This is a genomic window from Cryobacterium sp. N21 (genome assembly GCF_002929575.1).
Taxonomy (GTDB): Bacteria; Actinomycetota; Actinomycetes; order Actinomycetales; family Microbacteriaceae; genus Cryobacterium; species Cryobacterium flavum.
Genome location: NZ_PJJQ01000029.1, coordinates 53336 through 65382, shown reverse-complemented (window position 1 = coordinate 65382; position 12047 = coordinate 53336). Strand labels below are relative to the sequence as shown.

General features: G+C 62.1%; 15 protein-coding genes and 2 tRNA genes. 3 read left to right on the top strand and 14 right to left on the bottom strand.

Features of this window, described 5'->3' with window-relative positions:
• From CXY77_RS05320 to CXY77_RS05305, 4 genes are all read right to left on the bottom strand, one after another.
• Positions 1 to 936 (bottom strand): DsbA family protein, encoded by a 936-nt coding sequence (locus tag CXY77_RS05320; RefSeq protein WP_233197250.1) that lies wholly within the window; start codon positions 934 to 936, stop codon positions 1 to 3.
• Between the two features lie 274 nt (positions 937 to 1210).
• Positions 1211 to 1585 carry a rhodanese-like domain-containing protein gene (locus CXY77_RS05315; protein ID WP_092338710.1) on the bottom strand — a complete coding sequence of 125 codons (375 nt, stop codon included), beginning with the start codon at positions 1583 to 1585 and terminating at the stop codon, positions 1211 to 1213.
• On the bottom strand, positions 1582 to 2043 hold the full coding sequence (locus CXY77_RS05310; RefSeq protein WP_104088127.1) for a hypothetical protein: 462 nt from the start codon (positions 2041 to 2043) through the stop codon (positions 1582 to 1584). Before CXY77_RS05310 ends, CXY77_RS05315 begins: the two co-directional genes overlap by 4 nt.
• 61 nt (positions 2044 to 2104) lie before the next feature.
• Positions 2105 to 2665 carry a hypothetical protein gene (locus CXY77_RS05305; protein WP_233197249.1) on the bottom strand — a complete coding sequence of 187 codons (561 nt, stop codon included), beginning with the start codon at positions 2663 to 2665 and terminating at the stop codon, positions 2105 to 2107.
• A 131-nt stretch (positions 2666 to 2796) separates the two neighbouring features.
• Here CXY77_RS05305 and CXY77_RS05300 point away from each other — a divergent pair, with 131 nt between their 5' ends.
• Positions 2797 to 3087 (top strand): metal-sensitive transcriptional regulator, encoded by a 291-nt coding sequence (locus CXY77_RS05300; RefSeq protein WP_104088176.1) that lies wholly within the window; start codon positions 2797 to 2799, stop codon positions 3085 to 3087.
• A gap of 15 nt (positions 3088 to 3102) precedes the next feature.
• Here the strand turns inward: CXY77_RS05300 and CXY77_RS05295 are convergent, their stop codons facing one another.
• From CXY77_RS05295 to CXY77_RS05285, 3 genes are all read right to left on the bottom strand, one after another.
• The gene (locus CXY77_RS05295) at positions 3103 to 3867 is read right to left on the bottom strand and encodes a sulfite exporter TauE/SafE family protein (RefSeq protein WP_092338706.1); all 765 of its coding nucleotides are present in this window, start codon (positions 3865 to 3867) and stop codon (positions 3103 to 3105) included.
• Positions 3864 to 4421 (bottom strand): rhodanese-like domain-containing protein, encoded by a 558-nt coding sequence (locus CXY77_RS05290; RefSeq protein WP_255409984.1) that lies wholly within the window; start codon positions 4419 to 4421, stop codon positions 3864 to 3866. Before CXY77_RS05290 ends, CXY77_RS05295 begins: the two co-directional genes overlap by 4 nt.
• A gap of 179 nt (positions 4422 to 4600) precedes the next feature.
• Positions 4601 to 5977 (bottom strand): rhodanese-like domain-containing protein, encoded by a 1377-nt coding sequence (locus CXY77_RS05285; RefSeq protein ID WP_104088124.1) that lies wholly within the window; start codon positions 5975 to 5977, stop codon positions 4601 to 4603.
• Between the two features lie 125 nt (positions 5978 to 6102).
• Here CXY77_RS05285 and CXY77_RS05280 point away from each other — a divergent pair, with 125 nt between their 5' ends.
• Positions 6103 to 6459, top strand: coding sequence for a co-chaperone YbbN (locus CXY77_RS05280; protein WP_104088122.1), 357 nt, complete (start codon positions 6103 to 6105; stop codon positions 6457 to 6459).
• 446 nt (positions 6460 to 6905) lie between these two features.
• Here the strand turns inward: CXY77_RS05280 and CXY77_RS05275 are convergent, their stop codons facing one another.
• The 3 genes from CXY77_RS05275 to CXY77_RS05260 form a co-directional block, all read right to left on the bottom strand.
• A complete protein-coding gene (locus tag CXY77_RS05275) occupies positions 6906 to 7346 on the bottom strand; it encodes a DUF302 domain-containing protein (protein WP_104088120.1) in 441 nt (146 codons plus the stop codon).
• 28 nt (positions 7347 to 7374) lie between these two features.
• A complete protein-coding gene (locus tag CXY77_RS05270; RefSeq protein WP_104129774.1) occupies positions 7375 to 8913 on the bottom strand; it encodes a multicopper oxidase family protein in 1539 nt (512 codons plus the stop codon).
• Positions 8914 to 9603: 690 nt separating this feature from the next.
• Positions 9604 to 9786, bottom strand: coding sequence for a hypothetical protein (locus CXY77_RS05260; protein WP_092338692.1), 183 nt, complete (start codon positions 9784 to 9786; stop codon positions 9604 to 9606).
• A 4-nt stretch (positions 9787 to 9790) separates the two neighbouring features.
• On the opposite strand from CXY77_RS05260, the gene CXY77_RS05255 reads away from it, so the two are divergent.
• The gene (locus CXY77_RS05255; protein ID WP_140425484.1) at positions 9791 to 10060 is read left to right on the top strand and encodes a hypothetical protein; all 270 of its coding nucleotides are present in this window, start codon (positions 9791 to 9793) and stop codon (positions 10058 to 10060) included.
• A 100-nt stretch (positions 10061 to 10160) separates the two neighbouring features.
• Here the strand turns inward: CXY77_RS05255 and CXY77_RS05250 are convergent, their stop codons facing one another.
• The 4 genes from CXY77_RS05250 to CXY77_RS05235 form a co-directional block, all read right to left on the bottom strand.
• Entirely contained in the window at positions 10161 to 10415 is a 255-nt protein-coding gene (locus tag CXY77_RS05250; protein ID WP_304466259.1) for an ATP-binding protein, read from the bottom strand.
• Positions 10391 to 10481, bottom strand: a tRNA-Ser gene (locus CXY77_RS05245). Before CXY77_RS05245 ends, CXY77_RS05250 begins: the two co-directional genes overlap by 25 nt.
• A 102-nt stretch (positions 10482 to 10583) precedes the next feature.
• Complete coding sequence (locus CXY77_RS05240) at positions 10584 to 11867, bottom strand: LCP family protein (RefSeq protein WP_104089836.1); 1284 nt, start codon at positions 11865 to 11867, stop codon at positions 10584 to 10586.
• 83 nt (positions 11868 to 11950) lie between these two features.
• Positions 11951 to 12035 (bottom strand) — tRNA-Ser (locus CXY77_RS05235).
• Positions 12036 to 12047 lie beyond the last annotated feature (12 nt).

Here is a 12047-nt window from a genome sequence, read left to right as displayed (position 1 = left end):
CTAGCGTCCGGCCTTCGCCAGTTCGCTGTCGATCGTGTCGCGAAACACCTGCACCGGCATCGCGCCGGAAATCGGCGTTTCGTTCACCACGAACATGGGCGTGCTGGTAATTCCGAGGTACCGTGCCTCTGCCGCGTCAATGTTCACTTTCTCCAAGAGTTCAGCATTGTCCAGGTCGGAGACGAACTGCTCAAGGTTGGGAACACCAATTTCCGTCGCGATTTCCAAAAGACGTTCCGGGGGCAGTGCCACATGTCCGCGTTCTGGGGCACCCGCAAAGACGACCTCGGCAAACTCCCAGAAGAAACCTTGCTCGCCAGCCGCGCGGGCAGCCACAGCCGCAGCCGTGGATTCCTCGCCGAACACCGGCAGATCCCGCCATTCGATGCGCACTTGACCGCTGTCCACATACTCCTCGACAAGGACAGGGAGGGTATCGCGCGCGAAAACCCCACAAAACGGACACCGGAAATCGGCGTATTCGACCAAAACGACCGGCGCGTCGACCTCTCCGAGTGCCGTCACCTCGCCATCGACACGTCGGGCGAGATTGAGCGTCTGCTCGCCGCTTTTTTCCCCGGATTGTTCAGCGGGGGCCGAAGTGGATTCTTCGACAGATTGTTGCGCAACCACTCCGACGATGACGACTGCGAGAACTGCCGCCGCTCCTAAAAGCATCAGGAGCGTGCGTCGCCGCACCTTGACTCGTCGGATCTGCCTATTTTTTGTGAAGTTCTGTTGTGTCGGCACCATCTTAAATGTACGCACATTAGGGTCAAAAAGACAGTTATAGCCGCCTCCCCGTCCGAGCCTGGGAACATTCCCGGTTTTCTGATTGAAAAGAGTCCAGTCATGCTCCAAGCAACCACCGCCCCGCCACCAATTGCTCTCGCTGTTGACCGCATCGTTACCCACGTCGGCGAAGGGAATCTCCACCTTGGTGAAGCCAAGGCGTACCGCCGCGTCATGAACGAAGCGCCTCGGTTACAAACCGCGGGCGGTTAGGAATTCGAGCGCGTGGCGCAAGTGCACTGCTGACTCGTTGGGACGTCGGCCATAACCTCATCGACGTGCATGCCGCATCCGGTCCAAGTGGTTTTTCCGCAATTGTCGCATCGCGTGGGACTGCACATAGTGACTCCTTCGTTGGTCGAGCTGAAGTCCTCAGTATACCCCGTGGGGTATTAATTTAAATGCGAACAGAGGAAGCTTATTTGTCGACAACGATGGCCAGTCCGGTGGCGGCAGATGCGTCCGTGATGCCACCAGCATCGGTCAGCGTGGTGAACCCGAGGTCGGCCATGCGGGTGACTGCTGCAGCCGACCGGTTTCCGGTGGCGCAGTAGATGATGTAGTTCCCGTCGATTGGCAGCGCCGCGATCAGCGTGTCGAAGTCCGGGGATTGCACGTCAATATGGATGGCGTCCTGAAGGTGTCCACCGACATACTCTGGTGCGGTGCGCACATCGACGACGACCGTACTGGAGGTGACAGCGATGGAGGGCGCCGGCGCGGGGCTCGCGCAGGCGACCATGCTGAGCAGTGCCGCCACGGCGATTGTGATGCCGGTAAGTGCTTTCTTCATGGCTGGGTATCCTGACCGGTGCGTGGAGTGGGTGGCAGTGTGATCGGCCTGGGACCGACTTTCCGGGAGCGCGGGAACAAGGGCATGCAGGTAGTGCAGACGTCACCCTCAGCGGACTCTGACGATTCGCGGCGGGTGGTGGCTCGGCGTTCGCTGACCAGTCTTTCGCGCAGGGCCCAGATCAATAGGGCGAGGGCGGCGGCGGCCAGGGCCGGGCGCGCAGCACCGCTCACTATCGGGTCGAGGGAGCGGACTTCGGTGGTCAGATACAGCGCGATCAGACCCAGAGCTGGCCACCGTGTGTCGCAGAGAGTTGCGTCGGCGCCGATGGGGGTTCCGACATAACTGGCAACGATCAAGCCGATCAAGCTCGCTCCGAGCGCGGTGGCCGCGACCGTCCACCACAGGGCGCCGTCTGCGTCGTCCGCCCGGGGCGCGTAGCCGGTTACAAAAGCCATGAACGCGGCTGCGGCTGCGGCGGCCGTGATTATCCAGCGTCGAGTCGACCAAGTTTGTAGGTCAGAGAACACGATCAAGGACTCCCGTCGCGGCAGTGGTCCGAGCGGGAAGACCGCAAGAATTTTCTCGAGTCATGCGCGCGTAGAGAGCCCCGCCGAGCAAGACGATCGACGCGGCGGCCAGATACGGCTGGACCGGCTCGAAGAATTGCATCGCTCCGGTTGCGCCGAGAGCGAGGAGAACCAGTTTGTTGCAGACGGGGCATCCCACCGCGAAGAACGTCACCAGCCAACCGGCCATGCCCAATCGTCCGGCCGCCCTACTGCGCGGGGCGCCTTCCGGGTGCGCCACATAGGTGGCAGTGACCATGCCCGTCAAGACCGCGCTGAGGGTGAGCACCGGCCACGACCAGGCGGTCGGCGGGATCTGTCGCGAAAAGAATGGCGTGTCAATCAAGTCCGTCGGAATGGCAATGAAGACCACCGTAAACAATGCCGTCGCCAGGGCAACCCACCAGCGGCGAGAGGGCCAGCGACGCAGGTCCCCGCCGAGCCCGGCCAGCTTGCCGCGCCAAGGGGCACGCCGTGATGATTCGTCCCTGCTGGTGCGCTGGTCACGCATTCGAATAGCCCTCCTTTACTTTTCATCGCGAAACGCTTGCTGCCATATTTGAATATACTGATACCCTAAGGGGTATCATGATCCTAGACAAAACCAGCCTCGCATCCGCCTACGAACAGGAGCACACCCTCATGGGGATCACCGAACCCGCGACCCACGCCAGCGACGACCTGCGCAAGACCCTCAATCGGCTCAAGCGCGCGCAGGGGCAGCTCGGCGCCGTCATCACAGCCGTTGAGTCCGGCGCTGATTGTCGTGCCGTGGTCACCCAGCTGGCTGCTGTCTCGAGTGCCATTGACCGGGCGGGGTTCACGATCATCTCGTCGGCGATGAAGGAGTGCCTCATCGATAACGGCGCGGATGGAGAAACCAAGCAGCTCAGTGTCAATGAGCTTGAAAAGCTTTTCCTGTCCCTCGCCTGACCCCGCTCGCGAGAGCTAGCCGGCGACGGCGCGAATCGCGACGTACACGGCGATGCAGAGCACAAGGATCGCGAAGCTTGTTTTGAGAACACGGTCGGGAAGTCTCCGGCTGAGTCTGCCCGCGATTAAAGATGCCAGCATAGCGGTGCCCGCGAAGGCGCCGGTGACGGCCCAGTCGATCTGCACGTCGCTCAGGTGGGCGCTGAAGCCGGCGACCGAATTGATGACGATGATCACGAGGGACGTGCCGATCGTGACGCCCATGGGGAGTCCGAGCACGAGGGCCAGTGCCGGAACGATCAGGAACCCGCCGCCGACGCCGAGCAGCCCAGTCAGGAACCCGACCACGGCGCCCGTTGCCAGCGCACGGGGCAGACAACTGCGCCACCGGGTTCCGCCGCCGGGCAGCGCACAGGGGCCGGTTGCGGCGGGGGTGGCAAAGAACATTCGCACGCCAGCGATGACCATGATCACGCTAAAAGCGCCGAGCAGAAGCTGAGGGTCAACCAGTCGGTTTACGAGGGTGCCGAGGTAGGCGGTGGGAATGCCGGCGGCGCCGATGATGCCGGCCAGACGCCAGTTCACGCCGGTGCGCAGCCGCGGAAGCACGGCGACCGCCGACGCCGCTCCCACGACGATCAGCGAGGTTGGTATCGCCTCCTCGAGGGGTAACCCGACACCGTAGACCAAGGCCGGAACGGCCAGGATTGACCCGCCCCCGCCGACCAGGCCGAGCAGCGCACCCACGATCACTCCCAGAAGCAGCGCGGCCACGATCATGCGTGCGGCGCCAGCTGCGCGAGGATGTCACTCTTCGTGGGTTCGGAAACCGGGCGGTTCCAGGGCATCCACGACAGAATTCGCCCCAGCGTGCAACTGTTGGTGGCGGCCGACACCGTGAGACCGGCACCGATGACGCCGGCGAGAAGACGGAACTGCGGATGGATGGACCTCCCCGCCAGCACGCTCGCCAACACCAGGGATCCGGCCGTCATGCGTACCTGTCGATCCATGGCCCACGTGGAGCGACCGCTGGTGATATCGCCGCCGGCGGCATAGCCCGCCACACCACCGGTCAATACCCGAGCACCGTTCAGGCCGGCTGCGTCAAGATTCTTTCGCGCTTCTTCCGCGCGTCGACCCGACTGGCACACCAGCACCACCCGGGGGGCCATCTGCGCCGCAAACTCTTCAGCGTGTTCTTTGAGCAGGTGGAGCGGCACGTGATACGAACCCGGGATATGCCGGGTTTCAAACTCCGAACCGCCCCTCACATCGATGATCATCAGGTCGTCACGATTAAGAACCCACTGATGGAATTCGTCTGCCCCAATTGGTGACGGGGAGGGGTTGACGGTGTGCGTGGTGTCAGAGATAGTAGATCCGTTTCAGTTTGGTGCGGGAGCGTAGCAATGCCGGGCAGCCCTGAGGCCTGCCACTAAGGCAGGCCTCTGACGATCGTGTCTGCCGTGAAGCCAACGTTGATTAGGTGTTCAGCCGCGGGTCATCTCCATCAGGCTTTCACTGAATATTGGGCAGCCCATGCGTTATAGCCGCCGATGAGGTCGGTGACGTCCGAATGGCCAAGATTCCGCAGCGCACTCGCGGCGACGCTCGAACGCCAGCCGCTGGCACAGTGGATGATCACGGGTCCGGCGGGCACTTCGGCGTGGCGCTGGCTCAGCTCGGCCAAGGGAACGCGCAGCGAGCCCGGGATCGCGCCCTGCTCGACCTCGCCGGGGTTGCGTACGTCGAGGATCGTTGCGGCGGTGTCCCGGCGCAGAGCCTCGAAGTCTTCAAGCTCGACCCGCGCACCGACCTGCACCAGCGGGCCGAGGTCGGTGAACGCCTGCGCCGGGTTTGTCAGATATCCGGCGACCCGGTCGAAGCCAATGCGGGCCAGCCGCATTCCGGCCTCGGCTTCGCGGCCGGAGTCGGCGATAATCACGATGCTGTCGTCGTGCTCGATGAGCATTCCGGCCGTCTCGGAGAAGCGACCGTCCAGTCCCACGTTAATGGACCCGGCCAAGTGCCCGAGGGCGAAGTCCTCGGGGCTGCGGGTGTCGAGAACGCGGGCTCCGTTTTCAACGGATCTGCGAACATCCGTCAAGGTGAGCGGTGCCAGTGCACGGGTGGAACCGATGATTTCGTGCGCGCTGCGATTGATCATCGCGTCGACGGCGAAATAGCCGGGGATTGCGGGCTGGCCGCTGCGGATCATTGTCACGAAATCGTCTTCACTCATCGGCTGCACGGACGCGTTCGTGAGGCGCTGGGTGCCGATAGTGGATTCGAGCTCGTCGGAGAGGTTCTTGCCACAGGCGGAACCAGCACCGTGGGCGGGGAGAACACGCACCGCATCGGGCAAGGCGAGAAGGGTCGTGTGGATCGACGCGTACAGGGCGCGGGCCAGTTGGTCGGGATCGGCGCCAACGGATGCGGCCAGGTCGGGACGACCCACGTCACCGATGAAGAGGGTGTCGCCGGTGAGGACGGCATGGGGCACGGCATCGTTGGCGTGTTCACGAACGACGATGCTGATGGACTCCCAGGTGTGCCCGGGGGTGTCGAGAATTTCTAGTTCCACCTCGCCGAGCGAGATTTTCTCGCCATTGGCGAGGTGGTGGATCTCATACTCGGTCTCGGCGCGGGTGCCGTAGCCGATCCAGGCGCCAGTGGCTGCGGCCAACTCGAGGTGACCGGCGACGAAGTCGGCGTGGAAATGCGTGTTGATGACGCCGATGATGGTCAGGTTGTTCGCCTGGGCGTCGACGAGGTATTCGTCGATGTCGCGGCGGGGGTCCACGATGACGGCTTGACCGCTCGTCGGATCACCGACGAGGTACGAGCCATGGGACAGGCAGTTGAGGTAGTACTGGGTCAAAATCATCGTGGCCTCCAAAGGTCGGGGCCCATCACGCCGACACGAGTTGGGGCGTGTAGTGGGTATGTGCGCTAGTCTCGCACATACCCCGCACGGTATGCAAGATACCCCTAAGGGTATAGTCTGTGTGTATGGCTACCATCAATCTCACCGAGACCACCTTTGACGCGACCATTGCCCAGAGTCCCATCGTGCTGGTTGATTTCTGGGCCGAGTGGTGCGGCCCGTGCCGCAGTTTCGCCCCGACCTTCACCGCCGCGTCTCAAAAACACCCCGCAATCACTTTCGGAAAAGTCGACACCGAAGCCGAACAAGGATTGGCCGCAGCCGCGGGCATCCGCTCCATCCCCACGCTGATGGCATTTCGGGACTCCGTACTCGTCTTTTCCCAGCCAGGCGCCCTCAACGCAGCCAGCCTGGAAGAGCTCATTGCCGGCGTCGAGAACCTCAACATGGACGACGTGCGCGCCAGTATCGCCGCCCGCTAAACCTCGCGCCCTGTGAGAAACCGCATAACCGCTTCACAGCAGGGTCACATGAGCACGTCCCTGTCCCGCGTAAGTAGAATACTCCCAGGGGTATAATTCTTTTAGCAGTTCACCTTATTGAATGGAGATCCATTATGTGTCGTTCCGTCACCTGCAAAGTGTGTCAAAAAACAACGTGGGCGGGCTGCGGTCAGCACGTTGATCAGGTCATGCGCGGTGTTCCACGCAACCAGCAATGCGCCGGGCACGTGAAAGAAAAATCGACTGGCTCATTCTGGTCCCGGCTACTCGGACGCTGACGGCTGGCACGGCCCGGGCGAGGACATCCTCGTTCCGCGGTCGGGTATGTGCGGCAGCCCTCATGTCAGAAGGAGCGCCGCCGCGCGCTGCTTTACGCAGAACCAGCGGCACAGCCCTCACCGTGCTCTCGCGGGCCAGAGCGCGTATTAGTTGCTTTTGTTCTCTCCTTGCAGAGCGGCTAGCGCGGCGAGAAGACGTTCATCGGCTTGATCAGCAACGTTTTGTATCCCTGGGGAGCTGCTGAGCTGGACCATGGTTTGTGGGTTGATAGCTTGCACCGTGGTGATTGTCGCTGATGGGCTTCGTCGGATGACGACGTTGCACGGAAGCAGCAATCCCATGTCGGGCTCTGCGGTGAGTGCTTGTTCGGCGAGGGCCGGATTACACGCACCCAGGATCAAGTATTCGCCCAGTGACTGTGCGCTTTCCACGCCGAGTTTCGTTTCGAAGGTCGCGTGGACGTCGATTTCGGTAAGAACGCCGAAGCCCTGGTTGGCTAGTTCTTCGCGCACTCTGGCGACTGCTTCTTCGTAGGGCAGCGAGACGGTGATGGTGTGTGCGTAGTTCGTTGGTTTCTCCTGATTCATTTTTTCGAATTGATGGTTGCGGCTACTGTCAGTTTGCGGTGATGACGCCCATCATTCCGCTGTCTTCGTGGTCAAGAATGTGGCAGTGGTACACGGTACGTCCGCTGAAGTCGTCAAACGCGATACGTACGCGCACTGTGCTGCGTGCCGGGATGTTCACGACGTCCTGCCACATGATGGTTTCGACGGGCCGGCCTGACTGTTCAATGATCTGCATCGGCCACACGTGCAGGTGCATGGGGTGATCGAGCGGACTGGTATTTGTCAGCATCCAGTCCTCCACGCTGTCGAATTGCACGGTCGTGTCAACCCGGGTGGCATCGAATACCTGGCCGTTGATTGTGGCTGACATCATGCCCCCACCCACTCCTCCGCCCATGCCGCCATCCATGTTTCCACCCATGCCGCTGCCTGTCTCCCCGCCCATTGCGCCGCCCATATTTCCGCCCATTCCCATCGCGAAGATCAACTCGCGTCGAGCGGTTACGGTAGCCGTGCGAAGGTCACGCGGAACGGGCTGGCCGGGTATGGCGGCGACTGGGGCGACGTCGTCACCGGCTACGTGAAATGTGGCCAGCGCGATGTCGTCGGCTCCAGCGGAGCCTCCGACTCCCATCATCATTCCGCCGGACGTACCTCGGTCATAGGTGTGGGCACGCAGTACGGAGGTGCCGGCTGTGCCGGTGACGAGAAGGTCGGCCCGGTTCCCGGGGGCCAGCACGACCTCGTCGACGTCGTGCGCGGCTTCGAAACGTCCGGAGTCGATTCCGAGAAGGGACAGTTGCTGCCCGTCGAGACGTAGCCGCAGGTAGCGGGACACGCAGGCATTGATGATGCGCCATCGTTCCCGCTCACCAGGGCGGGCAGTCATGCTGGGGGTGAGTTGCCCGTTGACCAGGACGAGGTCTCCCTCGCGTCCGGACATTTTCTCCATCGCTGTGGCCGCTGAAATTGTTCCCGTGGAATCGAGGGTCATGTCGGAAATGACGAGGACGCGTTCCCGGCTGGCAGGGATAGGGTCGGGGTCTTCGACGATGATGGCGCCATAGAGCCCGCCGAATACCTGATCGGACACGAAACCGTGATGGTGCGGGTGATACCAGTAGACGCCCGGCGGGTGATTGGCGGGCAATTCGTACTGGTAATCAAAGGAGTCGCCGGCTTCGACGGTTACGAACATGTTGTCGCCGTTGTTCTCCGGCGAAACGTGAAGGCCGTGCACGTGCAAGTTGCTCGGATCGGCCAGACCATTACGAAGGCTGACGCTGAGGGCGTCTCCCGCTCGAACGCGCAGTGTGGGGCCGGGAACGCCACCGTTGTAACTCAGCGCACGCACGTCACGGCCAGCAATGGTCACCTGTTGGGGGGAAGACTCAAGATCAACGGTGAGAGTGCCGCTGATGCTTCGCAGCTCCGGAGGCTCCACGAGGTCGCTCCCGGACGGTATTGCCAGTGACGTCGTCGAGTAGATCCGTTGATTGACGAAGAAACCCGTTCCCCCCACAGCTGTGCCTGCAATCCCCACCCCGCCGAGGATCAGGGCACTACGGCGACTAAGGCCTGGCACTACCGGCCCTCCTCGAGCACCCGCAGCTGATCACGCAACTGCTCCGCAGTGAGCTCCCCCCGAGCGAAACGCTCTTCAAGAATCCGCCTGGCACTGGCGGAATCAGCTTGCGTCGGAGCAGATCGCGTGTCATTGCTTCCGGATTTGTTCGACAAAAAACGAACAATGACATAAATGAGCACGGCGACACCCGCAATAGCTAGCAGGCCGAACCCCCAGGACCATCCCATACTTCCGTTACCCCACATCATCTGATCGTTTCCTTTCGTTTACTGATCCGTATCTCCACCATACCCCTAGCGGTATAAGTCAAGGCTGGGTAGATTGTCCACGCACGTGGAACGGCACGTACCTCACACACCGGTGCAACCCACTGAAACTCACGCAACAAGAAGGGCCCAAACGCGAGGCTTTGACAGCTTCGGACTAGGCCCAAGGGTCGCGGGATATAGCCTGAAGCCATGACGAACGGCTGGAATCGGAAGGCCATTGTTAGTGCCTAGCTCGTCACCATCTTGACCCCGATCGGGGGACACGCTAAGCCCCATACCGTTCAGTTAAGTGTTTGAATGATGCTTTCTGGCTCGTGAGCGGGTTGTGGCCAGTCGGCATGGCGAGAGCGTTTGGCGGGCCATTTCGAGACCATGCGTTTGATGACGCGAGGGTTTGATCGTCGTCGGCGCGGGGGATTCAGCCTTCGGACGAGAGCGCGGACGGCATGACACCAGACTGCTTTGGCGTGGTCAGCTTGCGCAGGGGGGAAAAATCGCCCTGGGCAGCGCCGGGCCAGGGTCGAGTCGCTTGCGCCAGGTAGTGAGCCGTGTCGGCCAGCTCGGTGGCCTGAGTGACGAGTTCGCTATCGTGGTCGTTCATTGGGGTGTTCCTTTCACGAGATGTTGAATGGTGGGTCGCCCTGGTGCAGGGTGGCGGCGACGTTTTGGCCGAGCTCGGCTTCCACGAAATGCGTTGTGGCGGCATCGCGGGCGAGCCGTTGGCCGCTGCGGTTTTCGCCGGTGTTTTCGATGACGCGCAGTTTGGTGATCTGGATGCTGCCGGCCGTGACGACCTCGGAGTCGAGAGCCAGGTTGCGATGATGGTGCGTGTGGACTGTGTTTTGTCAACTTTATGTCGGCCATTTGTGCGATAAATATCCGGCCAGTGTGGCGTGATTTCCGGCCAGTTGAGCACGGTGGTCAGAACGGCCGGTTTTCGGGGACGTTTTCGTCCCCGGGCTGGTGTGCTGGCGGCTATTTCATGAGGGCGTGTTTTACTCGGTAGGACTCGCCACGAAGCTGGAGGAGCCGGCCGTGGTGGACGATGCGGTCGATGGCGGCGGCGGCCATATTGTCGTCGCCGAACACCGTTCCCCCGCGGGAGAATTCGTGGCTTGTGGTGATGATCAGGCTTCTTTTCTTTCGGGTAAAGGAAAACCCCTGAGTCCCAGTGTTTATAAGGGATTCAGGGGTTCGAATGGCTGCGGAGACGGTGGGATTTGAACCCACGGTACCCCGTAAAGGGTACTCCACCTTAGCAGGGTGGTGCACTAAGCCGAACTATGCGACGTCTCCTTGGCATCTGCTTGCGCAAACACACTCGTCCATCTTAGCCGCAGGCGGGCATCCGCTCTGACCATGCAAACCCGGGCAGGCAAAACAGATGCCCGCGCCCGGTTATTGGTTCTCGAGCGTGCGCCCTCTGGTGCAGGTATAGTCGCCGGCCGTTTGGCCCGTCACCGACTCCGACAGGACGACTCCCGGGGCTTCCGTGGCCACGGGGGCCTCAGATGCCGCCGGATCGGCCGCGGCCGAGGGGTCGGTGGTTGCGACGGGAACCGGCGCTGCCTCGACGGGAGCGTTCGGGTCAGCCTCGGTACCGCGGCCGGTCGTTCCGCTGAGGGTCAGCGGCTGATCGGCCGCAACCGCCTCGAACAGGTTGTCAAAGGCCGGTTGAACGGCCTTGACCCCGCCGGTCGTGCTGCCGGTGGGCACCTGGGCGAAGACGACCTGATTGAGGTCGATGTCTTTGAGAGCGATGGCGATGGACGCGAGCGTCGTGACGCTGTTGAGGCTGTCCGAGAGGCGCATATTCGCTGTCACTGCCTTGGCCAGAGCGTAGACCTTGGTCGGATCGGAGAGGGTGTCAGCGCTCTTGATCGTGCGCACGAGCGAGGACATGAACAGCTGCTGGTTGTTGATGCGGGTCAGGTCGCCACCATCGCCGAGGCCGTGGCGGGTGCGCAGAAACTGTAGCGCGTCATAGCCCTCGAGCACGTGCTCACCCGGGTCGAGAAAGGTACCGGTGTACTCATCTTCGATGCGGCTGGCTACGCAGACCGGAACGCCGCCAACAGCGCTGGACATGGCCATGACGCCGCTAAACTGCACCTCGGCCGCGAACGGGATTGAGAGGCCGGTGAGCTCCTCCACGGTCAGCACGGTGCAGGCCAGGCCACCGTAGGTGAGCGTGGTGTTGATTTTCTGGCTGCTCATCGCACGAAACGAGCCACCCGTGGGGTCGGGGCACGAGGGGATCGCCACGAACATGTCGCGCGGAAAGCTGATGACCGAGGCGTTGCTGTGGTCTTCCGAGATGTGCAGCAGCATCGTGACGTCGTTGAGGTCGCCGGTGGAGTCTTCCGGGCCGAAGGCCGCGTCCTGGCCGACGCGGCTGTCGCTGCCGACGATGAGCATGTTCACGCCGCCGTCGATGGCACCGATCGAGGGAACCGGGCCGTTGGTCTCATTGGTGAGGTGAACGCTGGGCTGCACGCTCGTGGCGACGTCGTAAGTGGCAATCGCGCCGACCGAGAATCCGCTGACCAAAACGACGGCCAGGCTGCCCGCGATGAACTTGGCCACGGTGACGGCGGCGTTCGACTTCTTCAGGCGGCCGTGACGGGCAACGGTTTTGAGGTTCTTGGAACCGTTCGAGCGGGGGCGAAGTTGGTCGCTCACTCATGTCCTCTCATCGGGTTGTTGGCTGGTCAGCCTGAGGCGACAATCGTTGTGCGCCGGCGATTTGCATTGTGCTGGTACTGCGGAGGGCGTGGGATTCGAACCCACGAGACATTTCTGCCCACCAGTTTTCAAGACTGGCTCCATCGGCCGCTCGGACAGCCCTCCCGGTTGCCCATT

Bases quoted from the DNA above. Each gene is read 5' to 3' on its own strand.
- CXY77_RS05315 (WP_092338710.1), bottom strand. From the start codon at position 1,585: ATGAAGAAAGCACTTACCGGCATCACAATCGCCGTGGCGGCACTGCTC.
- CXY77_RS05305 (WP_233197249.1), bottom strand. From the start codon at position 2,665: ATGCGTGACCAGCGCACCAGCAGGGACGAATCATCACGGCGTGCCCCT.
- CXY77_RS05280 (WP_104088122.1), top strand. From the start codon at position 6,103: ATGGCTACCATCAATCTCACCGAGACCACCTTTGACGCGACCATTGCC.
- CXY77_RS05295 (WP_092338706.1), bottom strand. From the start codon at position 3,867: ATGATCGTGGCCGCGCTGCTTCTGGGAGTGATCGTGGGTGCGCTGCTC.
- CXY77_RS05310 (WP_104088127.1), bottom strand. From the start codon at position 2,043: ATGGCTTTTGTAACCGGCTACGCGCCCCGGGCGGACGACGCAGACGGC.
- CXY77_RS05285 (WP_104088124.1), bottom strand. From the start codon at position 5,977: ATGATTTTGACCCAGTACTACCTCAACTGCCTGTCCCATGGCTCGTAC.
- CXY77_RS05275 (WP_104088120.1), bottom strand. From the start codon at position 7,346: ATGAATCAGGAGAAACCAACGAACTACGCACACACCATCACCGTCTCG.
- CXY77_RS05260 (WP_092338692.1), bottom strand. From the start codon at position 9,786: ATGAACGACCACGATAGCGAACTCGTCACTCAGGCCACCGAGCTGGCC.
- CXY77_RS05300 (WP_104088176.1), top strand. From the start codon at position 2,797: ATGGGGATCACCGAACCCGCGACCCACGCCAGCGACGACCTGCGCAAG.